Here is a 23,060-nt window from a genome sequence, read left to right as displayed (position 1 = left end):
GAACGCCAGGTCTGCGGGGGACAGACACACGGCGCCCAGGTAATAAGCGATCGCTATTGCGCTGTCGAGCTGCCGACACGCATCGCCACATCCGAAATCCACCTATGATGAAGACCCTGATCGCCGGCATCGGCTGTCGACGCAATGTGTCGGCCGATCAGATCGATGCCGCGCTGCGTGCCGCGCTCGGTACGCACTCGCTCGCCGAGATCCGGGAAATCGCTACCGTCGATACCAAAGCGAACGAACCCGGCCTGCTCGAATTCTGCGCACGTCATGCGTTGCCACTGCGTCTTTTCACGCCCATGCAGATCGCCGCTATACCGCTCGCACCGCCTGCACGTTCGGCGGCCGCGCGAGTGCATCTGGGCATCGACGGTGTGTGCGAACCCTGCGCGCGACTCGCGGCACCTCACGGTTATCTGATCGTCGGCAAGACGGTGCACGACGGCGTCACCGTCGCACTCGTTGCCGATCCACTCGTTCACTCCACTCTCTCCGCTTCCACCGACCAGGACCTCGACCGATGAAAACCGATCCCGAATCGCATCAACGCATGACGCAACGGCGTCGCGAAGGACACGAAAAGAAGCAGGCTACCGCCACCGTCGAAAAAGGGCTGCTGATCGTCAACACAGGTAACGGCAAAGGCAAGAGCACGGCCGCGTTCGGCATGGCCGTGCGCATACTCGGTCATGGCATGCGGCTTGGCGTCGTGCAGTTCATTAAGGGCGCGCTGCATACCTCGGAACGCGATTTTCTCGGCGCCCAGGCGCACTGCGATTTCGTCACGATGGGCGACGGCTATACGTGGAACACGCAGGACCGCGACGCCGACATCGCCACCGCGCGCAAAGGCTGGGACGAGGCACGCCGCATGATCGACAGCGGCGACTACCAGATGGTGATCCTCGACGAACTCAACACGGTGCTGAAATACGAATACCTGCCGCTCGATGAAGTGCTCGCGGTGCTAACCGCCCGGCCTGCCGCGCTGCACGTCGTCGTGACCGGCCGCCACGCACCCGATGCGCTGATCGAAGCCGCCGATCTCGTCACCGAAATGCGCCTCGTCAAGCATCCGTATCGCGAGCAGCACGTGAAGGCGCAACGCGGCGTGGAGTTCTGAGCGATGCCGGCATGTCCCGCAGTGTTCATCAGCGCGCCTGCATCGGGTCAGGGCAAGACGACGGTCACGGCAGGGCTCGCTCGTTATCATCGGCGGCTTGGGCGACGCGTGCGGGTCTTCAAGACCGGCCCCGACTTTCTCGACCCCACCATCCTCGAGCGTGCAAGCGGCACGCCGGTCGAATCGCTCGACCTGTGGATGGTCGGTGAGGACGCGTGTCGCCGCCTGCTCGCCGAGGCTGCGGCGCAGGCGGATCTGATCCTGATCGAAGGGGTGATGGGTCTCTTCGACGGCACACCGAGCAGCGCCGATCTCGCCGCAACGTTCGGCGTGCCGGTCGTCGCGGTCATTTCGGCGAAAGCGATGGCGCAGACATTTGGCGCGATCGCCTTTGGACTCGCAAAATTCCGCCCGCAGGTCCCGTTTCATGGCGTATTCGCCAATCGCGTGGGCTCGGCTCGCCACGCGCAACTGCTGCAGGAAGCCTTGCCGCAGGACATCGCGTGGACCGGTCACATGGCAAGCGAAGCCGCCATCGAACTCCCCGACCGCCACCTGGGCCTACGGCACGCCGACGAAATCGACGATCTCGATGCGCGACTCGACCGTGTAGCGGATGCACTCGCCGCAACCGCGCTCGCCACCCTGCCGCCCATCGTCGATTTCACCCCCGCATCCGCTGCGCATGGAAGCACCCGGCTCCCGCGGCTGCTCGACGGAATGCGGATTGCCGTCGCACGCGATGCCGCGTTCTCCTTTATCTATCCGGCGAATCTCGCGCTACTCGAAACGCTCGGCGCAACGCTCGCGTTCTTCTCGCCGCTCGCCGACGAAGCCGTGCCAACCGACGCTCACGCGCTTTACCTGCCAGGTGGTTACCCTGAGCTACACGCCGCCACGCTCGCACGTAGCACTTGCACGGCAGCTTCGCTTCACGCACATGCAGCAGCGAAAAAAACCATCGTCGCGGAATGTGGCGGTATGCTCTACCTGCTCGACAGCCTGACGGACAGCGACGGCACGCAGACACCGATGCTCGGACTGCTACCCGGCCGCGCAACGATGCAGGCGCGGCTCGCGGCGCTCGGCATGCAACAACTGGACGGGCGACACGGCACACTGAGAGGCCATACGTTTCACTACACGCAGATGACCACCCCGCTCGACCCCGTACTGACCGCCACCCGGCCGCACGCCATGGGGCCGGCCGCGGGCGGCGAGTCCGTATACCGCTCGGGTTCGATCGTCGCGACCTATATGCACGGCTACTGGCCGTCCAATCCGGCTTTCACGGCCGCCCTGTTCCATGGCGAAACCCTTTGACGACAGCGAACGCGCGGCGGTCTATCGCGCGATCTACGAACGGCGCGACATGCGCCATTTCGTGCGCGATCCGATCGATCCAGCCACCCTGCAACGTCTGCTCGACGCCGCACATCACGCGCCGAGCGTCGGCTATATGCAGCCCTGGCGCATCACGCGCATTACCGATGGCGCACTGCGTCACGCGCTGCATGCGATCGTCGAGCGCGAACGCCTGAAAACCGCCGATGCGCTCGGCAAGCGGCGCGACGAGTTCATGAAGCTGAAAGTCGAGGGCATGCTCGATTGCGCCGAGCTGCTGGTCGTCGGTTTGATGGACGGTCGCGAGAAGCATGTGTTCGGACGACGCACACTGCCGGAGATGGATCTCGCATCGGTGGCGTGCGCGATCCAGAACATGTGGCTCGCCGCACGCGCGGAAGGACTGGGGCTGGGCTGGGTGTCGATCTTCGACGTCGACGAAGTCGCCGCGCTGCTGCATATGCCCGCCGGCGCGCGGCCGGTGGCGATCCTGTGCGTCGGCCATGTGGCTCAGTTCTACGACGAACCGATGCTCGAAAAGGAAGGCTGGGCGACGCGCATGCCGCTCACGGGCTGTGTGTTCGAGAACGGCTGGCCTGAAAGCGAACCGTCATCGAGCTAGAGCGCGCTCACGTCAATAACGGGTTTGCGCCGATCGCGATGCGACGGCGCGACGACGCGCGGTCCTCACTCGACGAAAACCAACCGCACGAAGACGCTTCAGGGCTCGACCGGTTTAACCGAGACGACGTCCGGTACGCTAGCCTCGTCCTTCGCTTGCAGTTTCACCTGCCAGTCCGTATGCCCCGAGTACGGAAACTGCGCGAGTGCGCTCTTCACCAGGTAAGGAATCGCGTGCAGCGGGTCCGCGTCGTGATCGCGGCTCGTCGCGCTGACCTTGTAGGCCTCCTCGCCGGACGCACGCTCAAGGAAGCGCAGCGTCAGCGTATGGCGATACGCGCGACGGCCGAAAAAGGACGCGGAGGTTTCACCGGGGCTGCGGCAGTTTGCAGTGGCGGCGCTCGCCGCTGCCGCGCAGTCGCCCGCTGCAAAACCGACCGTCGCGGGTCGCGTCTCATAGGCCAGCGAAAGCAGATAGCGCGTATGGCCATCGTTTGCTGCGCTGAAGCCATACTTTGCGAGCTCGCTCTGCACTAGCGTCTCGTACTGCGCATAGGCGGGATTCGAATCCTGCGACGGCAGGCGCGTCACCGTATAGGTCTTGCCTTGCAGCGGAGCAGCCGGCGCCGACGTATGCACGTCGGTCTTCACGCCGGCGCATCCCGCGAGCGCTACCGCGAAGCTTGTCGCAGCGAGCGCGGTGCGGATCGACCTCAGTTTCATCATGTTCGTGCTCCGATAAGAGTGCGGTCCGCGTGTGTGTCCGTATCCGTGTCCGTGTTCATCAGTCCACCTCGAACGGCTGCGCGTCGGTCTCGTCGAGTGCCGGCAGCGACACGGTAAACGCCGTGCCCTTACCGGGCTCGCTGTCGACGTGGACGTCGCCGCCATGCCGCGTCACCACGGTCTTGACGAACGCCATGCCGAGCCCGGCGCCGCCCACTTCGGGCCGCTCCGACTCGTGAAAACGCCGGAAACGTTCGAACAGCTTCGCCTGCTGCTCGGTTGGAATGCCGTAGCCCTCGTCCCGAATCGTACATTGCACATGGGCCGGCGTGCCCTCGACGCGCTCAATCGTACAGACGATGCGCGTATCGGGCGGGCTATATTTGACCGCGTTGTTCAGGATGTTGACGAGCGCACGCGTGATCAGCGAGCGGTCCGCGCAGATCCAGTAGGTGTCGTCTACGGCAGTTGCTTCGGCGTCGCCGGCATCGCTTGCGTCGGTATCCGCGCCAGGCAGCGGCGTTTCGAGGCGAATCTGCTTCGCATGGGCCTGCGGCCAGACCTCGTCGCTCGCATCGATCAGGAGTTCGGCGAAATTGACCGGCTCCAGCACATAGGTCTGCGATTCCGCGCGGGCCAGTTGCACGAAATCGTCGGCCAGCGTTAGCGCACGCTGCGCATAACGCTCGATCCGTTCGAGCAGTTCCTGCATGCGGCCCGATTCGATACGCGAGCGCTCGATCTCGACCAGCGCGAGAATCGACGCCTGCGGCGAGCGCATGTCGTGCGACAACAGCCGCAAAGCATCTTCGCGATGCCGCTCGGCCTCATGCAATGCGGTCACGTCGACGAGACCCGCGATCCAACCGGTCGCCTCGCCCTGTGCATTCGCGCACTTTGCATAGCGCAGCAGATGATCGCGCGCGTCGCGATCCTGCACTTCGATGCCGCGCTCCATCAGCGCCGCGAACTCGGAGCGCGCCGGGTCGAGCAGCGCGGGCCAGTGCGTGCGTGCAAAACCGTCGCCGTCCGCGTTCTCATCGATCGACTTCACGTACGTCAGATCGCCGAACACCTCGCGGATCGGCTTGCCTTCCGGCGTCGGCGCACCGAGCCGCGCGAAGTGCGCCTTCGCCGCCTGGTTCGCAATCAGCACCACACCCTGAACATCGCTCACGAGAATCGGTTCAGGCACGCTGTCGAGGCTGTCCCACACGAAGCGCTTCATGTCCTGTACGCGCTGCGCCGCCTGCGCCATCAGCGCCATGTGTTTTTCGAGCGCATCGCCGCCGAAGTCGGCACGCTGGCGCGGCGTACCTGGCAACAGGTACGGTTCGTCGGCAAGACGCTGCAGTTCCTTGCGCAGATACGACATCGTCATTTCGAGGCGGCGCCAGTTCCAGATCGGATAGACCGCGATCAATCCGACGATTGCCGGCATCGGCGACATCCAGATCCGCGCACCGTATAGCAGCGCGGCGCTGCCCGCAGCCATCGCCGCGCACAAACCCGCCGTAAGTAGCAGCGAGCGCCATGGCGACAACACGAGAAAACCGGCCAGCAACACTGCGAGCGGTATCAGCGAGACGATGAAGACCTGCCAGCCCTGAGTCGGCTCGATCGTGCGGCCGGTAAGCAGTGCGTCGAGCACGTTCGCGTGAATGTAGACACCGGGCAGCAGACCGAGCTCGCCCGACACCGGCGTGGCAAACCGGTCGTAGAGGCCCGACGCGGTCGCGCCGATCAACACGATGTGCCCGCGCAGGACGTCGGGCGGCACCTCGCCGTTCAGCACGCTGGCAAACGACACCTTGCGATAGCTTTCGGCGAGCGGACTAAACGGGATGAGGAAGCGCGACTCGCTATTGCCGTCGAACTGCGGACCAGGCGCATGCCACGCGCCACCCGACGGCGACGCGAGCGGCACCTTGCCGGCGCGAATCGCGCGCCACAACGGCACCGTGAGTTGTGGCCAGTGCGAGCGCGCGTCGCCTTCGAACAGCGCGACACTACGCACGATTCCATCGCCGTCCACTTCGAGATTGATGTGACCGAGGCCCGCCGCAGCCTGCGCGAGCGGGTCGACCGGCTTGACGATATCGCGGTTGCCATCGGCGCCTTCCGGGCTCAGCAGCACCGGCAGGTAGGTCCGGTTAGCAGCGATTGCGCGGGCAAACGAACTATCGTCAGACGATGTTTCGGTGAAGAGCACGTCGTAGATGACCGCGGCCGGCTGCGCTGCCGCGAGCCGTGCCAGCAGTTGCGCGTGAACGTTACGCGACCACGGCCAGCGGCCGATCTGCGCGATGCTCGCATTGTCGATCTCGACCACGACCAGCTTGTCGAGTACCGGTACCGGATGAAAGGCCAGCAGGCGGTCGTAGACCAGATGGTCGACGCCGGTGGTGAGGCGCCCCAGCGCGCCGAGCAGAATCACGATGAGGCCGAAGCAGCCGATGCCCGCCCACTCAAAAAGGAACCGGCGCCCGACTGGACGCCCGAGGCGCGCCCGCGGATCGAGACTCATGCGCGAGCCTCCCGTGCCGGCATCAGCGGGCGAGTGTGAACGAGCGGACCGAGCTGCCCTTTGCATAGAACTTGCCGCTCTCGAACTGCTCGGCGATCACGGTCCAGTAGTAGACGCCCTTCGGCAGGTCGCTGATCACGATCTGGCCGTTCGTCAGATCGGGGCGGTCGATGATCGGATCGTGCAGATCGGCGGAACCGGCTAGCACGAAGCGGAACCGGGTCGGCACACCCTGGCGGCCGACGAACCAGCGGAATTCGTAATCGTGTGTGCCGGCGCGTTGCGCGGCGGATGCGGTCAGCCCGAGCTGGCGGCGCTCGAACGCATAGACCTGCGGCAGGCCCTGCAGACCGTTGACGTCGATACTCGATACGCGTACGAAGTACGTGCCATCCGGCACGTCGCCAAACGATGCCTTCGGTTCGCCTACGCGCTGGTCGCGGATCATGTCGAGCAGATCGGCATCACGCGCGATCTGTACGCGGTAGCCGCGGGCGCTGGCCGACGGCACGACGTCGAACACGACGTCTTTGGCATCCTGGATCTTGCCGGGATCGGCAACAGCCGGCGGTGGCAGCAACTCGACCGGACCGCCTACGGCACCGCTCGCATGCGTGACGCTACCGAAGTGCGCGGGCACGAGTTGCGAGGAGGCGTTGAGTGGAACGCCCGGCGCGCGCGGCGCAGTTGCCGCGGAATCGACGCCAACCGCGCCGTCGAGCACTTCGACCGCCGTCGATTGATCGGCGCGATCGTAACTCACGCGAAACACCGTCCCGCGCACACCGGCCACCACCGAAGGCGAGCGGATCTGGAAGCGATCGTCTTTCTTGACCGCGTGTGTCACCTCGCTGTCGACTTCGCCATGCCGGAGATCGATGACACGATCGTTGACGCCGGTCAGCACGGTCTGGCGCAGCGAGCCAATATCGATCTGGCTGTTCTGCGGCACCGACAGATGCGAGCCGTCGGCCAGTTCGAGCGTGGCGAAGCCGTTCGGGCCGGTGCGCAGGTGATCGCCCTCGCCGAGCGTCATGTCGGTGGCAAGCGGCGTGTAGGGACTGTTGCCGGACGCATGCTCGGCGGGGCCGCTCGTCGCAATCACGCGGGCCGACATGCGCTCCTGCTTGAGCAACGCGACCGGCAGACGCAACTGCATCCCCGCCGGCAAACGACGCGGCGCGGGCACATGGTTCAGGCGGGTCAATGCTTTCCAGTCGCCTGGATCGCGTAGATAGCGCGCGGCGATTTCATACAGCGTATCGCCGGCTTTCGTGACGTAAGGGGTCGTGGCCTGGGCCGTGGAAGGCTTCGGCTTTTGTGCGGCGGCGGGTTCCGACAGCAACCCGGACGTGGCAACCAAACACGCGAGCGCAAACGGCAACGCCCGCCGGCGCAGCCGCAACGGCGGCACTACCGGTGTGATTGAAGTCACGGCTGACGCACTAGTCACGCATCCCCCTTCTCTATCCGCTCCAGGCGGTAACCATAACCGTAAATCGGTGTGAGCCGATAGCCATTCTCCGGACGCAACCCGAGCTTCGCGCGCAGCATCGACACGTGCGTGTCCATCGTGCGCGACGGAATCTCGGTAGCCTGCTTCCAGATCACGTCGAGAATATGTGCACGCGACAGCGGCCGGCTCAGATGCTGGAACAACAGCAGCGCCAGATCGAACTCCTTCGCCGTCAGCGCGACCGATGTGCCTTTCACCTGCACCTGTTTCGCGCTCGCATCGAATTCGTACTCGCCGAATACCTCTTTGGCCGCCACCGAGTTCAGGTGATACGCGCGCCGCAGCAGCGAGCCGACACGCGCTAGCAGCACACCTGCCGGCACCGGCTTCACGACGTAGTCGTCGGCACCCGTGTTGAGCATCGACGTAATGTCGGTTTCGCGGCTGCGACTCGTCATGAACAGCACCGGCAAACGCTCCGACAGACTTTGCCGGACCCAGCGCAGGACTTCGTCGCCGGACATGTCGGGCACGTTCCAGTCGAGCACCAGCAAGTCGAAGGTCTGGCGGCGCAACTGCTTCACGAGCGCTCGCCCTTCGGCAAACGCATGGCAAATGTGCCCCGCCGCCGACAACGTCGCGCACACAAAATCGGCCTGGGCCGGATCATCATCCAGAACTGCAATTCTCATAAAACCCCGCAGCGCAACAATGTTCGTCGGATCTGGATAGCTTCGTTGCCGGCCGATGCGATATGCACCAGAAGCAACGCTATTGATCGATCATCGACAAAGCGCCGGACACCTCAAGATGATTCCGTACAGCGAGGTATCCAGTCCATCGTGCACGCAGGGCGACATGTCAGCCATGTCGCCCTGCGTTTGCGATCGGGGCTTTCATCATAATCGAAAAACAGCCATCCCCTTACGGATGCGCTGTATTCGCATCCGGCTTTGTGGCTTTCCGGCTCGCGGGCGAGCCGCCTACTCTCTCTCAGGTTCCGGCCCGGGCGTAGCCGGGCTCTCTCTTTCAAGCTGCAGACGCTGGTCCGGGTCGGAGACACCCGACGCGGCCGTCGAATTCGGTACATCGCTGGCGGGCGTCCTGACCTGCAGTGCCGCGTCCAGGTGGATGCGTACGTGCTCCCAGGCGGCGTGCGCGTAGTCGGGTTGCTGCGCGGCCCATTGCTGCGCAAGCGCGAAAACGCGCTGCGTGGTCGCGGCGCAGTGTGTCAGCGCGTCCGCTTCAGGCACCGCCGATGCACGCAGCAGCTCCGCAAGCCACGGCATGTCGTTCGCGCACGAATCCGCGTATGCCTCGATTGCGGCACGCGCGTGAGCATCGGTCGATGGATCCAGTTCGACGCGCTGCAGGCGGCGTTCGGTCTTGCGCGACCGCTCGCTTGCCCTGAGCGGAAGACGGGTCGTGCCAGGTCTAAAAAGCATCCCTTTCCCTGCGTAAGGACAACATCCCTTCTTCCTGTCGTTGCCTGCTTCGCTTGTAGGTTTCACGTGCCGTCGTCACAGCGATATGCGCGCAATCGTGAAAACTTTTAACAATCGACGAGTATAAGAAGGGCCCTGGATTAAATCGTTTAAGGATTGTCAGATGACGGATTAAACCTGCGCACAGGTATCGCCGTAGCGGCATCGCGTTCGATGTCGCTACGGCGGATTCCTGTCGTGCCGGTACTGTCTGGTTGGTCTCTTCGCGCGGTCCCGCCGCGGGGCGCGCGATGGAGCGCGCCGCTTTGATCGTGCGCCCGCTTTTGCGCGGGCGCCCCTTCCCTTGCTTCATGCCGGTCTGTTCGCCGGATGGCCCCGCCGCCTCGTCCGAGTATTCTGGTGCTGCTCGCAACTGCTATGTTCTTGTGTCCTGCCGACGTCTTCCTGCAACCTCGCAAAAATGCGACGGCGACAACCTGTCAGGCACTTTCGCTGCATCGGGCGTCGCGCCCGGATTTCCGGTGTCGCACCCAACGCGTGCCTGCGCGCTGCCATCGTGGCTGAGCTGGACGGTGACGCTGCATGATCTCCCCTCGTAGATCACGCGCACCCCATCGACTATGACGTCCGCCCGGACGTTGCTCATGCCCGCCGACTACGCACCTGCCGTTGTCGCCGTCGCCGCAATCGGGATCTTTTGCACAGCCGTCCCGCCTCCCCAAAAGCCTGGCGAACTTCCTCTCCGCTCTTGTTCTCCCTGAGCGCCGACTTCTCTTGCGAGCGTCAGCTTTCGCCCCGTAGCGATTGTCCGTTGCTGGTACCGCTGTTCCGACTCTGGCCCGTGTGCTAAATCGATCGATTACCACACACGTCATTCAGTACCGCAGCGTGTGAATGTATTTTCGAGATATCTCGGAAAAACTACTGTCATGGATTGTTAAATTTCGGCTTTTTAAATGTTAAGCAAAGTTAAAACGCCGGGAATGGCCCGTTGTGGGGCATGGATTGAGGTGTTAAGCCATGGGTGGCTCTCGAGCGGGCTAGTGCACGGCTCGAAAATCGATGGTCAATGCGGGAAATTGAGTGAAGAGTCGAGCCGCTAGCGCTCAGCCGCCTGCGCCCCGATCCAGCGATGCCGCGCGCAATGCATCGCCAGGCCGCGTGAAAAACCGCTGCCGTAGTTGAGCGATCTGCGCATCGCGATCCTGCGGCGCAAGCCCCCGCTGATCGATCTGCGCCCGCTGCACCGCATAGTCGGCGTAGCGCGTCTGCCATGCCTGCTCGTCCTGCTCCATCTGCACCACGCGTGCGGCCGCCTGCGGGCCGAGCGTCTGCGTGACCTGTGCGCGCATCGCATCGAGTGAGGTGCCCTGCTTCTGCATCTGCGCGATCGCATCGATCGATGACTGTTGTTGCTGCACGCGCTCGCGCATCGCGCGTTCGGCCGGCGGTAACGCGGCATTAAGCGCGGCGTCGAGCGCGGCAAGTCGAGCGGCTTTATCGGCAGCGCTCAGCGACGGGTCCGATGCGATCCGCAGACGCGCAAGATCGTTGCGCTGCCGCTGTAACTCGGTACCGAAGAACGGCGCACTCCATTCGCCCAATACACGTGAGGCAAGCAACGAACGTTCGTCGAGTACGAGCTGCATCGCGTCGAGATCCAGCTTGCCGCCCGGCGTTGCGGCCGGTTGCGGCAGTTGATCGAGTGCGATGCGGTATGCGGTGTAGCGCTGCCACGCGTCCACGGCTTCGTCGGCGGCGGGTGTGCCTTCCAGCTGAATCTTGATGTAGCGGCGTACGAGTGCATCGAGCGCCTGGGCGGAACGCTCGCTGGTCGCGCTCAGAAAGTAATCGAAGAAGTCGCGGACCGCACGGCTATGCGCCAGATGGCCACCGGCTTCGAGCGGCAAACGCGGCGGCGACGATCCTTGCAGTGAATCCGGCAACGCATTCAGCGTCGACTGCGCCGCCGCAGCAGCCGGATCGACAGCGGCGAATTGCGTCGCACGAGACTGGTCCGCAAGCGTCGCGTCACGCGCGCGATGCCCGCGATGTGTTGTCGAATCGAGCCAGAACGCCGCAGCCGCTGACGCCGCGAGCGCGGCGACAACGAACCATGTCCTGCGCGTGCGGACGCGTCGCTCATGCGCGAGCGCCATCGATCAGACACCTTGCTGCATCAGCCGGTTGGCATGAGTGCGCAGCACAGCGACCGGATCGGCGGCGTTGGCACCCAGCACCCCGAGCAACTGATTGATCTCGTCGAGATGGTTCCACTTGTAGGTCGTGCTGATCACCTGGCCGTAGAGCGCGCTGCATACGGACACGACCCCGTCGTTCGGACCGGACTGACGACCGATCATCACGGTACCGGTCGCATACAGCGCGGGCGTCGAGATATCGAGCACCTCGGCGCTGTCGGCAACCCCGACGCTCGTGTCGAGCGCACCAGTCACACCGAGCACCGTCACGGGCTGGATCGCGCTGCCCGCCCACGAGTACAACAGGTGTGTGTTGCCGTTCACGGTTTCGCTGGGAGCACCCGTCTGGCACGAGCCCGGTGCACCAAGTCCCGCGCTCGGATAAAGCGTGTTGTAGTTCGCGGTGCTTGCCGTCGTCAGCGCATTCAGCGCAGCGATCGCGTCCTGGTTCGTGTTGTGCGTGCTACTCGTGAGCGCGCCGAAAATATTCGCAAAGGTTGCGATGATCGGCGTAGATAGTCCGGTTGGATCGCTCTGCAATGCTTGCTGTACGAAGTCCGCGAACTCGGAGCCGCGATGCGGCGTGCCGATCGTCGTGACCGACGCAACGAGTTCGGGCGCGACGGCTGCGACATAACGCGAGGTGAGACCGCCCTGGCTATGGCCGATCAGATTGACCTTGGTTGCTCCGGTAGCCGCCAGCACCTGCTTCACGTACGCCAGCAACTGCTCGCCACGGCCATTGGGTCCGACGTCGCTTTGAAAGCCCGACAGATTCGCGACATACACGGTCGCGCCGTGCTGTTCGAGATCGGCCTGCATGCCGTACCAGTAGTCGACCACATCGGCGAATTTGTCGGTACCGGCAAGACCATGCACGAGCACGATCGGATAGCGGGTGGCGGCGTAGCTGTCGGTTGCGGCCGAGGTTGCGGCAACGGCCGGAGCGATGCTCGCAGGGACACCGAGCGTGAGTAACGCAGCGAGCGACGCATTGCCCAGCGCAGTAGCAAGCGCCCAGGCGGCAACACGAGAACCTTTTGATTTCGGCATATGACGGTCTCCGGTGCGAAGTCGGCGTATTTAGCACTCGAAGCGATCACATGAGCAATAGTGTGCGAACTCCACGCCAGTTCGCGCTGCCCCGCACGCAAACTGCTTAACGCGACTGCAGCAAAGACGTCGTTGCGACGCGCTCACCGTCGTTCGAACGTTCTGCAATGCGCATCGCATGTTTCGTCGATTTGACGAGCTCACGCGGTGTCACGTTGAGCAGGCGCATCATCCAGTGCGCCATGTGGCTCTGATGCGCGAAGCCGGTGTCGAGCGCGACCTGGCTTGCAGACAGCTTGCCTTGCAACAACAGCATGCGGGCCCGTTCGACACGCCGTTGCACGACATAGCGATGCACCGGCATACCGAGCGTCTCGCGAAATAGCACCTTGAAATGCGGCACGCTGAGTTCGGCGAGCGCAGCCAGTTCGGTCAACGTAAGGCGCTGATCGAGGTGGCTTTCGATGTAGTCGATCAGCCGTGCCGCCGTGCGCGGTGCCAGCGTGCGACGCCGTTCGACGAGTGCCGGTGCCCCGTGCGTCAAACGCACGAGCATCGCAGTGCAAAGGCTTTCCGCGTACAGCGGGTCGGATCTGTCGTCGGCTTCGAGCTCCGCGCGCAGCGCCCACGCGAGATGCTGGAAGCGCGGATCGCGCATCTGGAAACGCGGCTCGATCTGTGCGCTCGACGCGGGCACACCGAGTTGTTCGAACGTCGTGCGCGCAAACTCGCTGCCGATCCATATCCGCAGAATCGTGCAATCGGCTTCATCGGTCCACTCGCCGTCGAGTCCGGCCGGAATCACGTCGGCGTCGCCGTGCGCCTGGATGCGCGACGAGCGTCGACCGTCGCACCTACAACGAGCCTTGACCGGCGCACCGACGTGCACACCCACACGATGATGCAAGCTCGGCGGGACCCGGTGCAGGCCGGCTGGAACGGCGACCAGTTCCGCGCCGAAGCCCTTCCAGCCACGGCCGGAACTGGAGCGCAGGCTCGCTTGCGGGTTCGAATGGGGTAACGGGTGTGGCGTAGCGGAGGTCATCGCAGGTCCTTGCGCAGGAGCAGGTCTGCGGCCATCGTGCTGCGTTTCGAGTCGTTTTGCATGACGCCGCCGTTTTGCGCGATCCACGCCCGCGAAAATCGTCATCCGGATCTGCGCATTGCGATCCACGTCTGCGCGCGGTGTGCGGCTACCGTGTCTACGATCGCTTCATCGTCAGACAGACAAGGAGCAGACCGTGTATGTGATCTTTGGAGCTTCAGGTAACGTGGGACGCGCCAGCATTGCCGCGCTGCGACGTGCAGGCAAACCGGTTCGGGCTGTTGTGCGTCACGCGCAGCAAGGCGAACCGTTCGCGCAGCTCGGCTGCAGTGTCGCGTTCGCGGACCTTGGCGACAGCGCTTCGATCGCGCAGGCACTGGAAGGAGCGACAGCGGTACAGATGCTGTGCCCGGTGCCGCAGGGCGACCCTCATCCCGAACGCACGATGCGCGGCATGATCGACGCTGCTGCGATTGCACTGCGTGCGCACCCGCCAGCGGTTCTGCTCGCGCTATCCGACTACGGCGCGCAGATCGAACAAGGCACCGGCATCACGACGCTGTTTCACTACCTCGAAACGCAACTGAAACCGCTCGCTGGATCGAGGACACGGCTCATCCTGCTGCGGGCGGCCGAGCATATGCACAACTGGAATCGCGTGATGCCTGTGGCGCTGGCAACCGGTCAGTTGCCGAGTCTGCATCATCCGCTCGACAAGCGCTTTCCGACTGTCGCGGCCCAGGACGTTGGCGAGCTCGCGGCGGAACTTCTGCTTGAGGAAAACGCAGCAGCAGCGCCGTTGCGTATCGTCAGTGTAGAAGGTCCGCGACGCGTCAATGCATATGGCGTTGCGAGCGTATTGAGCGATGTCAGCGGCCGTCCGGTTGCAGCACGTGAACTACCACGCGACGCATGGACCGCCACCCTGTTGCGTGGGGGACTCAGCGACGGGCACGCGCAACTGATCGTCGATCTGTACGACGCGCACAACGCGGGGCACATCGATATCGAAGCCGGGGTGGGCGAACAGCGCTTCGGTGCAACGGAACTCGCGCAGGTTTTCGCCGCTAGCCAGCAGGACAAGGCTTAGCCGGGGACCAATGGACCGGGAGAATGTGCATGACGCGGCTCACAGTTCCGACCAGCGGCGCAACAGGTTGTGATAGTGATTCACGAGCCGATGCACCGCGGGGTGCTCATCGCCCATCTCGCTGCGGATCGCCATGATCGCGCAGTCGAGCTCATACAGCATCGTGCGGCTCGTCTCGTCCTTCACCAGCGATTGCGCCCAGAAGAACGAGGCCCACCGGCTGCCGCGCGTCACTGGCGTCACACGATGCAGTGTCGAAGCCGGATAGACGATCATGTGGCCGGCCGGCAGCTTGATCGAGCGCTCGCCGTGCGCATCGTCGACCACGAGTTCACCGCCCTCGTATTCGTCTGGTTCTGAGAGAAAGATCGTGCTCGATACGTCCGCGCGCATGCGCGCGCCACCCGTGCCAGGTACCGACTGAATGGCATTGTCGACGTGCATTCCGAACGTCATGCCCACGTCGTAGCGGTTAAAGCGTGGCGGCAGTACGCGCAACGGAAGCGCCGCCGAGTGATAAGTCGCATTGCCGCCCAACGCGTTCAGAATCAGCTCGCCCAGCTCGCGCGCCTCCATACTTTCGGACGGAATCTGCAGATTGTTCTTGAATTTCGCCGCGAGGTCGCCGGCAGTCAGACGGCCATCGACCCACTGCGACGCTTCGAGCACCTGGCGGCAATGCCTGACCTGGGCAGACGTGAGCACATCGGGGATCTGGATGAACATGAATGGAGCCCTTGTAAAGACGCGCATGCGTACACCATGCGCAGACCGTGTGCGCCGTTCCCCGCGTTGTTGCTCAAGCAAAAATGCTGCCGCGTCGCGCTTGCCCAACGATCAGAACTTTGCGCCTGCGCTTAGCAGGAATGTGCGTCGCGAAGCCGGCACAGCGCGCGACGTACTGAACGCCGACTGATAGTTCAGGTGATCAGTCAGGTTGTACAGGTTGAGCGAGATGCGATACGGTCCCTGCTCATAGCCGACCATGCCGTCGAGCGAGAAATTCTCGGGCACACGCGCCGTATTCGCAGAATTCACCCAATATCCCGATGCATACTGCAGGCCACCGCCTACCGTGAGTTTGCCCGGCAGCGGCACCAGCAAATGCGGCACGAGGTAGCTCGTCCACACCGTCATGTTGTTGTTCGATACGCCCGGCGCCGTCTTGCCGATCGACGTCGCGGCGCTCGCTTCGTTGACGATACCGTTGAGGTACGCATAAGCGATGTTTGCCGACCAGTTTTCCGTGATCCGGCCCGACAGCCCCAGCTCGACACCGCGAATCCGATAGCCTTCGCCATTGTCCGAAAAGCCTGGACTGAGCTCGCCCGTGTCCGGCTCGATCGCGTACGAGCGCGACTTGCGCGTCTGGAACAAGGCTGCCGTCACGCCAAGACGCTTGTTGAGGAAGTCGAGCTTCGTGCCTACTTCGACGGTGTCCGAACGCTCCGGCACGCTGTCGACACCATTTGTCGGCACTTCCGACTGCCTGCCGCCCACAGCGAGCGCAATGTCGGTGCCGATCGGGCGATAAGTACGCGAGAACGACGTATAGAACATAGCGTCTTTCGTCGGTTCCCAGATCGCCGAAATACCCGGACTGACCTTGCTGGAGCTGGCTGTACCGCCCGTCAAGGATGCAGCGCTCGTCCAGTACTTGCTGCGAAAATAGTCCCAGCGCAGATTGCCGAGCAGCGAGAACTGCTGCGTGAGCCAGATGCGATCGTTGGCAAATACGCCGATATCCGAAGATTGCGCGTCGCGCGTCGTATTGCCATAACTGAGCGACCATCCGGGCGGCATCTGATATTGCGGATTGACCACCGTCTGATTGTTCACGCGCCCCGTCCACGTGCCCTGGTCGCGATGGTCACGTTGATAATTCATATCGAGCCCGAAAACGGCGCGATTGCGCAACGCTCCAAGATTGAATTCGCCTTTCGCGGTGGTCACGTTCTGCACGCCGAGGCCGCGCTGAAGATACACCACGCCGCCGTCGGCACCATAGGGAAGCGCGAGATTCTGGCCAGCCAGCAGTTTCTTGAGGTTGGAAGAACTGACCGCCGCCGGATGCGTCGACGAAAAGTCGCGCTCGTAGAATGTGAAACGCGTGTCGTTGTCGATCTGGATGCCGTTATCGAGCTTCTTTGTGAACAACGAGGAAACGATATGTGTGTCGCTCTTGTCGCGATCGGTATTGCGGACATACGACGTCGAGGAATCGAGCCCCGGAACGTTGTATTCGAGTATCGGCCGGTAGAAGCCGTCGGCGCCCTGGGCGGTCGGCATTCCGTAGTCCGGCACGCCGTCGCGGCGCAGATACGAATAGCCGAGATGCCACTCGGTATGAGTGCCGATGCCCGTGCCGAAATCGATTGCCACGCCGGCGCGATTGTCCTTCACGTTGTCGCGATCGGGCGTATTGCCGTTCTGGTACATACCGTTCACGCGCACGGCGGTCGTGTCGCCTAGTTTGATGTTGCTGTCGACGGTCGTACGGTAAGTCGAGCCCGAGCCGCCGCTTTGTTCGATGCTTGTCGCACTCTTGAGCCTGGCCTGCTTCGAGGTCTGGTTGATCAGGCCGCCGATGCTGCCCACACCGAAGCTGTCCCCCGACGGCCCCTTGATGACCTGCACGCTCTCGGTGTCGAAGCTGTCGCGCCTGTACGCCCCGAAATCGCGCAGACCGTCGATATAGATATCGCCCTTGGCCGACAGACCACGAATCTTGAACTGGTCGCCATTCTGGCCGCCGTTGCCTTCCCCGGTTGCGATCGTGATCCCGGGCACGTTCTTAAGGATCTGCTCGAGCGAAGTGGCTTTCTGCTGCTCGATCAGTTCGTGCGGGATGACGTTAACGGTCTGTGGCATCTCCTTGACCGTATCCGCGAGACGTGCAATGCCGGTAGAAAATTCGTTTGTATTAGCTGGCGTCTTCGCCGTAATCGAGATAGCGGGAAGCGCACCGCGTTCTGACGCGTCGGGAGCCACGTTGGAATGAGCCGCCTTCTGCCCGCTGCCCTGCGTCTTTGCCCGCCCGTTTCTGGAGTCCTCATCATCGGAGACCCGCTCCTGTGCGAACGCCGTTTGGGGCGTCGACGCAAGCGTCAGTGCGACCCCTGCAGTGGCGGCTCCGGAAACGATCCGGCGAATCGCGAACGAAATGACTTTCTGCTTCATCAAACAACTCCAGTTCTTCTGACTCACGTGACAATCTGTAGGAATCCGTATTTTTTGAGACAAACGATCGTCCCGGCCGATCACTCGCAATCAAAATGAAAGGAATAATGTAGGGTTTTGTTGCCGATTTGTAAACGATTCTTATTTGCAATCCAGTGGCGGATACGCTTATAGGAAGCTACACAGACGGAGTTCGCCTAGTTACAGGAAGGTCGTCGGGGGGAATCGATCGTCAATCGCGCAGGGACGATCGTGAGAGAAAGGCCGTGTGCGGCTGTGGCACAGGCAAAGTTGCGCACGCGAGCGACGCGCGAGCTTGAACTCCGCGCGTGTGGTCCCGCTGGTCCCGCAGGTTCCGTACGCGGCTGAGTTCAGGCCCAGCCTACTCTTCAGCAGTTCTGGATCACTCGTTCTCGTCGAAGTAATGCCCAAACTTGGCTTGCTTCGTGCGGATATACCGCTCGTTTTCCTCGCGCATCGGGATCGCGAGCGCGACCCGTTCGCAAACCGGAATGCCATGCGCCGACAGCGAATCGAATTTCTTCGGGTTGTTGCTCATCAAGCGCACGGACGTCACTTTCAGCAGGCGCAGGATGCCAGCCGCCGAATCGTATTCGCGGGAATCGTCGGGCAAACCGAGATCGAGGTTCGCCTCGACCGTATCGCGCCCTTGCTCCTGCAGCGCATAAGCACGGATCTTGTTGCTCAGACCAATGCCGCGCCCTTCGTGACCACGCAGATAGAGCAACACGCCGCGACCCTCGGCGGCGATATAGCGCAACGCGAGATCGAGTTGTTCACCGCAGTCGCAGCGGTACGAGCCGAGCACGTCGCCAGTCAGACATTCCGAATGCAGCCGTGTCAGCACCGGCTGCTCGCTCTCGACGTCGCCCATGACGAGCGCGAGATGTTCCTCGCCGCTATCCTTGACGCGAAACACATACGACCTGAACGTGCCGTAGCGCGTGGGAAGCGTGGCGGTAGCGTCGAGAACGACGCATTCTCCGTCTGGGCAGTCGACGGGCGGCGGTGTGTGAGGCGTGGGCATGGCGTTGTGCTGTGGTACTGACATAAGCCCGTGAACCACCGGGGTAAAGTTGGGAAGTGGAGTTTACCGCTAATCGGCATCACGCATCGGATGGCGCGCGACGCGCGCGCCGCTCCCGCTTATACTGGATCTGTCTGTCCCTCACAACGGCGCGTCACACGCTGGCGTGCTGCACTGCGAAACGGAGCCGCCCCATGTCTAGCGTTGCCCAGGTACTCAAGTCGAAGCAGGACAATAGCGTCTTCACGATCTCCGCGTCGGATTCCGTCTACAACGCCATCAAACTGATGGCGGACAAGCAGATCGGCGCGCTGGTCGTCACCGACGGCGACGCGATCGCCGGCATCGTCACTGAGCGCGATTACGCCCGCAAGGTCGTGCTGATGGAGCGCTCGTCGAAGGAAACGCTGGTGCGCGAGATCATGAGCAAAGCGGTACGCTTCGTGCGTCTCGACCAGTCCACCGACGAATGCATGGCGCTGATGACCGATCACCGCATGCGCCATCTGCCGGTCATCGATCAGGACAAACTGGTGGGTATGGTGTCGATCGGCGATCTGGTGAAAAACATCATCGCTGACCAGCGCTTCACGATCCAGCAGCTCGAGCAGTACATTTCGGGCGAACACACCTGAACATACCTGAGCGCACCGTCGATATCGCCATCGCCTGTCTGCGCGACACGCCGCAAAAAAAGCCCAAGCCGTGAGGTTGGGCGAAGCTACCTTGCGGCAGCGGAGGTTCTTGAGCTTGTATCCGCAGCGGACTCGTTCGTTATGGCGAACGAATCCGCTGCCGTGCATGTTGGGTTGGCGCGCATGCTTCGCGCATCGCCCCGCCGCTCGAGACACCGGTCAACCGGTGCCTCGTCTGTCGGCGGGTGCTGCCTTTATCCGCCAGGCCGCGGCCCGCATGTAATGCACGCTAGCCGCGACTACCCCGATCAGTTACCGAAGTAGATCGAGCGTTGCGGCGTCGTCGGTGCTACAGCGCCGGACTGCGACGAACCGTTGGTCGATGCACCGTAACCGCTTGTATCGGCCACGCTCGCGCCTGCCTGTGCCGTGCCGTTTGATTCAGCGATGCGATGTTCGGCAGCCTGAATATTGGCGGGGTACTGGGCGTCGCTCGATTGCGCCGGGTTATAGCCGGCCTGTTCCAGTTGCAGCAGTTCCGCGCGGACCTGGGAGCGCGACACCGGTTGATCGACTTCCTGGGCGAACGAAGCGACCGGTACGGCGAGAACGCTGGCGATCAATGCTGCCTTGATGAACGTCTTCATGATGATTACCTCCAGATGTTTTTTTGCTGTGCTCCCCACACCATGTGTGAAGCCAGTGAGTTCAGTGTAGGAGGCTCATCATCAAGGGAAAACCCTTAAATGGAAGAAACATAGTTGCAGAATCTGGAAGAATGCTCGACGCATGAGTAATCCAGTCCGATCGAAAGACTGGGTTCCGTAATAATTGCAGGGAGATCGAAAAGCGCTCGCGGCAGTGCTCATGCCTCGCCGCATCGAATGCATCAGTCCTTCACTTACCCGCATCGTCGCCAGCAACGAACCCCGTCAACAGCTTGCGCGGTCCGCTGACAAACGGGCTACCCGCTTCGTAAAAACGCAGCAGCCGGTGCATTTCCCGCGACAAACCGATCCGCTTCGTCGCCGCGACCTCGCGTTGCTGCGCCTTGTCCGTCCGCGTCGTGCCGATCCAGAGTCCGCGCCCCGTGCAGAGATCGACACCGTCGAACGACGGACCGATCGCAAACGCCATCGTCAAACGGCCTGGACCACGTGCGAGATCGAGCAGTTTGATGCCGGGTCGGCGTGCCTGCATCGCGGAGACCCCTTCGAGCGGTTCGACCGCGCGGATCAGAATGCCGGCCCCGATGTCCTCCAGCTCGCTCGACATATTGAGCATGTATGAAAGCCCGTAGGTCAGCCGCACGTACGCATGGCCGCGCGCGAGAAACATCGAGCCGTTGTGCGGGCGACGACCGGCAAACGCGTGACTGGTCGAGTCGCCAAGCGGGTATGCCTCGGTCTCGACAATCCGTCCGCTCAGCCGACCCTCGGGCAGATCGTGCACGAGGTACTTGCCCACCATGAAGCGAGCGAGTTCGACGGTATCGATGGGCAGGTCGTCGCGGGTCAGTGCGACCAGAGGAAGCGAGGCAACAGTCATACGGAGCGTGAGAGGAACGGGATGAATGAACCGGTGAAGGCAACGCGGCACGGCGCGCACCGTCGGTTTTGCGAAAACACGTAGTGCAGCGCAACTTCAACTCATCGTCGCATCAATTGGAGTATCTTTACTTCCAGCCGTCGTCGGCAAACAATACAGCCCGACCGGCACGCAGGCGCACCGCGCCGCGTGAGTATCCGCAGCGCATCATCGCAGGACCCGCAGTAGAGTCCCGTCAACGGTTTGATCCGCGGTTTTCCAGCAGTGTAGTGCACCGGCCCGAACGGGGGCCATCGCCATGCATGACAACAGGAGAGAGCAAATGAAGGCAACTCAGGCAATCAAGATCGTCGGCAGCGCACTCGTCGTACTGGCTTCGCTGAATGCGTATGCGCAATCGAGCGACGCGACCGCCCCGGCGGGCACGATGGCCGCACCGGCTACGACGGCCGCACCCGGCGCAACGAAGGCCGAGAAGAAAGCAGTCAGAACCGCCAACCGCGCACTGCAACGCAAGGTACGTAATGCACTGACCAAGGCAGGCGGCATCTCGATGGCGAACATCACGGTGCGCGCACGCGGCGGCGACGTCGTCCTGCAAGGCTCGGTGCCCGAGCAGGCGCAGAGCGACACGGCCACGCAGACTGCCCAGGGCGTAGCTGGCGTAACGTCGGTGAAGAACGCGCTGTCGATCCGTCCGGAAGGTCAGTAAGCAGCAAGCCCCGCCGTACGATGGCGGCAGCCGCCCTTCGTCATGAAGGGCGGCATTTCACAACGGTCGGCGGCAGTTATCCGCCGAACGTGCGCAACACCTCACGTGCGATCACGATCTGCTGGATCTGCGTCGTGCCTTCATAGATACGGAAAAGCCGTACGTCGCGATAGAAGCGCTCGATTCCGTACTCGCTCATATACCCCGCACCGCCGAAAATCTGCACCGCGCGATCGGCGACCCGGCCGCACATCTCGGTGGCAAACATCTTTGCGCACGAGGCTTCGCTCGTGACCCGCTCGCCCGCATCGCGACGTCTTGCCGCATCGACGATCATGCAGCGCGACGCGTAGATTTCCGCCTGGCTGTCCGCGAGCATCGCCTGGATGAGCTGGAATTCGGCGATCGGCTTGCCGAACTGCTTGCGCTCCATCGCATAACGTACGGCGTCGGCCAGCATGCGTTCGGCAGCGCCCGTGGCGACCGCGGCAATATGCAGGCGCCCTTTATCGAGCGTCTTCATTGCCGTCTTGAAACCGACACCTTCCTTTTCGCCGATCAGGTTCGCGGCCGGCACCCGGCAGTTATCGAAGATCACGTCGCAGGTATGCGCGCCCTTCTGACCCATCTTGCGATCGATCTTGCCGAGCGTCAGGCCGGGTGTGCCCGCCTCGACGACGAACGCCGAGATCGCGTCCGCGCCCTTGCCCGCGGGATCGGTGCGCGCCATCACGGTGAAGATGCCGGCCTCCGGCGCATTCGTGATGAAGCGTTTCGTGCCGTTCAGCACGTAGTGGTCGCCGTCGCGCACGGCCGTGGTGCGCAGCGAGGCCGCGTCCGAGCCGGCCTCGGGCTCCGTCAGGCAGAACGAGCCGATCAGTTCGCCGGACGCGAGCCGCGGCAGATACCGCTCCTTCTGCTCGGGCGTACCGTCGAGCACGATACCCGTCGAGCCGATCCCGTTGTTGCTGCCGATCGCCGAACGAAACGCCGGCGACGTCCGGCCCAGTTCGACTGCGGCGAGCACTTCTTCTTCCATCGTCAGGCCGAGGCCGCCGTACTCTTCGGGAAGGCACAAACCAAACAGGCCGAGTTCACGCATTTCATCGAGCAGCGCGGCGGGTATCTGGTCGGTTTCGGCGACCAGTTCCTCGTTCGGCACCAACCGCTCCCGGACGAAACGCGCGATGCTGTCGAGCAGCAGGTTCAATGTTTCCTGGCTACGAATCACAATGGCTCCTTCAGGACCTGCTTTAAGGGGTATGCAAATACAAGGATGAAAAACGAAATATCTGTTTTA

At 62.9% G+C, this 23,060-nt stretch carries 21 protein-coding genes; 7 read left to right on the top strand and 14 right to left on the bottom strand.

What is annotated here, in order from left to right:
• Positions 1-104: 104 nt before the first annotated feature.
• The 4 genes from FNZ07_RS10835 to bluB are packed head-to-tail and all read left to right on the top strand — an operon-like array spanning position 105 to position 3,095.
• Complete coding sequence (locus tag FNZ07_RS10835) at positions 105-530, top strand: cobalamin biosynthesis protein (RefSeq protein WP_407670565.1); 426 nt, start codon at positions 105-107, stop codon at positions 528-530.
• On the top strand, positions 527-1,129 hold the full coding sequence (gene cobO, locus FNZ07_RS10830; RefSeq protein ID WP_091006098.1) for a cob(I)yrinic acid a,c-diamide adenosyltransferase: 603 nt from the start codon (positions 527-529) through the stop codon (positions 1,127-1,129). Before FNZ07_RS10835 ends, cobO begins: the two co-directional genes overlap by 4 nt.
• A gap of 3 nt (positions 1,130-1,132) precedes the next feature.
• The gene (locus FNZ07_RS10825) at positions 1,133-2,452 is read left to right on the top strand and encodes a cobyrinate a,c-diamide synthase (protein ID WP_091006095.1); all 1,320 of its coding nucleotides are present in this window, start codon (positions 1,133-1,135) and stop codon (positions 2,450-2,452) included.
• Positions 2,436-3,095: a 5,6-dimethylbenzimidazole synthase gene (gene bluB, locus FNZ07_RS10820; RefSeq protein WP_091006092.1), complete on the top strand. Its 660-nt coding sequence runs from the start codon at positions 2,436-2,438 to the stop codon at positions 3,093-3,095. The genes FNZ07_RS10825 and bluB overlap by 17 nt, the downstream gene beginning before the upstream one ends.
• 98 nt (positions 3,096-3,193) lie before the next feature.
• Here bluB and FNZ07_RS10815 read toward each other — a convergent pair whose 3' ends face one another.
• From FNZ07_RS10815 to FNZ07_RS10780, 8 genes are all read right to left on the bottom strand, one after another.
• Complete coding sequence (locus FNZ07_RS10815) at positions 3,194-3,820, bottom strand: DUF4136 domain-containing protein (RefSeq protein ID WP_091006090.1); 627 nt, start codon at positions 3,818-3,820, stop codon at positions 3,194-3,196.
• Positions 3,821-3,878: 58 nt separating this feature from the next.
• The gene (locus FNZ07_RS10810; protein ID WP_091006087.1) at positions 3,879-6,347 is read right to left on the bottom strand and encodes a CHASE2 domain-containing protein; all 2,469 of its coding nucleotides are present in this window, start codon (positions 6,345-6,347) and stop codon (positions 3,879-3,881) included.
• A 22-nt stretch (positions 6,348-6,369) separates the two neighbouring features.
• The gene (locus tag FNZ07_RS10805) at positions 6,370-7,782 is read right to left on the bottom strand and encodes a FecR family protein (protein WP_177228234.1); all 1,413 of its coding nucleotides are present in this window, start codon (positions 7,780-7,782) and stop codon (positions 6,370-6,372) included.
• Between the two features lie 14 nt (positions 7,783-7,796).
• Complete coding sequence (locus tag FNZ07_RS10800; protein WP_091006084.1) at positions 7,797-8,495, bottom strand: response regulator transcription factor; 699 nt, start codon at positions 8,493-8,495, stop codon at positions 7,797-7,799.
• A gap of 291 nt (positions 8,496-8,786) precedes the next feature.
• A complete protein-coding gene (locus FNZ07_RS10795) occupies positions 8,787-9,248 on the bottom strand; it encodes a hypothetical protein (RefSeq protein WP_245811267.1) in 462 nt (153 codons plus the stop codon).
• Between the two features lie 1,106 nt (positions 9,249-10,354).
• Entirely contained in the window at positions 10,355-11,407 is a 1,053-nt protein-coding gene (locus tag FNZ07_RS10790) for a lipase secretion chaperone (protein WP_091006081.1), read from the bottom strand.
• Positions 11,408-11,410: 3 nt separating this feature from the next.
• A complete protein-coding gene (locus FNZ07_RS10785; RefSeq protein WP_091006078.1) occupies positions 11,411-12,502 on the bottom strand; it encodes an esterase/lipase family protein in 1,092 nt (363 codons plus the stop codon).
• A gap of 106 nt (positions 12,503-12,608) precedes the next feature.
• A complete protein-coding gene (locus FNZ07_RS10780; protein ID WP_091008646.1) occupies positions 12,609-13,547 on the bottom strand; it encodes an AraC family transcriptional regulator in 939 nt (312 codons plus the stop codon).
• Positions 13,548-13,743: 196 nt separating this feature from the next.
• On the opposite strand from FNZ07_RS10780, the gene FNZ07_RS10775 reads away from it, so the two are divergent.
• Positions 13,744-14,637 (top strand): NmrA family NAD(P)-binding protein, encoded by an 894-nt coding sequence (locus FNZ07_RS10775; RefSeq protein ID WP_091006075.1) that lies wholly within the window; start codon positions 13,744-13,746, stop codon positions 14,635-14,637.
• Between the two features lie 39 nt (positions 14,638-14,676).
• On the opposite strand, the gene FNZ07_RS10770 is transcribed toward FNZ07_RS10775, so the two are convergent.
• From FNZ07_RS10770 to ribA, 3 genes are all read right to left on the bottom strand, one after another.
• Positions 14,677-15,363, bottom strand: a complete 687-nt coding sequence (locus FNZ07_RS10770; RefSeq protein WP_091006072.1) for a Fe2+-dependent dioxygenase — start codon at positions 15,361-15,363, stop codon at positions 14,677-14,679.
• Positions 15,364-15,474: 111 nt separating this feature from the next.
• Positions 15,475-17,817 (bottom strand): TonB-dependent receptor, encoded by a 2,343-nt coding sequence (locus FNZ07_RS10765; protein ID WP_091006069.1) that lies wholly within the window; start codon positions 17,815-17,817, stop codon positions 15,475-15,477.
• Between the two features lie 403 nt (positions 17,818-18,220).
• Positions 18,221-18,865, bottom strand: coding sequence for a GTP cyclohydrolase II (gene ribA / locus FNZ07_RS10760; RefSeq protein WP_091006066.1), 645 nt, complete (start codon positions 18,863-18,865; stop codon positions 18,221-18,223).
• A gap of 194 nt (positions 18,866-19,059) precedes the next feature.
• Here ribA and FNZ07_RS10755 point away from each other — a divergent pair, with 194 nt between their 5' ends.
• Positions 19,060-19,500, top strand: a complete 441-nt coding sequence (locus tag FNZ07_RS10755) for a CBS domain-containing protein (protein ID WP_091006063.1) — start codon at positions 19,060-19,062, stop codon at positions 19,498-19,500.
• Positions 19,501-19,808: 308 nt separating this feature from the next.
• On the opposite strand, the gene FNZ07_RS10750 is transcribed toward FNZ07_RS10755, so the two are convergent.
• Together FNZ07_RS10750 and FNZ07_RS10745 are read right to left on the bottom strand one after the other, a co-directional pair.
• Positions 19,809-20,147, bottom strand: coding sequence for a DUF4148 domain-containing protein (locus FNZ07_RS10750; RefSeq protein WP_091006060.1), 339 nt, complete (start codon positions 20,145-20,147; stop codon positions 19,809-19,811).
• A gap of 250 nt (positions 20,148-20,397) precedes the next feature.
• On the bottom strand, positions 20,398-21,048 hold the full coding sequence (locus tag FNZ07_RS10745) for a DNA-3-methyladenine glycosylase (protein ID WP_091006057.1): 651 nt from the start codon (positions 21,046-21,048) through the stop codon (positions 20,398-20,400).
• A gap of 322 nt (positions 21,049-21,370) precedes the next feature.
• On the opposite strand from FNZ07_RS10745, the gene FNZ07_RS10740 reads away from it, so the two are divergent.
• Positions 21,371-21,760, top strand: coding sequence for a BON domain-containing protein (locus FNZ07_RS10740; RefSeq protein WP_091006054.1), 390 nt, complete (start codon positions 21,371-21,373; stop codon positions 21,758-21,760).
• A 76-nt stretch (positions 21,761-21,836) separates the two neighbouring features.
• On the opposite strand, the gene FNZ07_RS10735 is transcribed toward FNZ07_RS10740, so the two are convergent.
• Entirely contained in the window at positions 21,837-22,991 is a 1,155-nt protein-coding gene (locus tag FNZ07_RS10735; RefSeq protein WP_091006051.1) for an acyl-CoA dehydrogenase family protein, read from the bottom strand.
• Between the last annotated feature and the right edge of the window lie 69 nt (positions 22,992-23,060).

This window comes from Paraburkholderia megapolitana (genome assembly GCF_007556815.1).
Lineage (GTDB): Bacteria > Pseudomonadota > Gammaproteobacteria > Burkholderiales > Burkholderiaceae > Paraburkholderia > Paraburkholderia megapolitana.
Note: the sequence above shows the minus strand (reverse complement) of the source record. Positions and strands in the feature narration are given on the sequence as shown.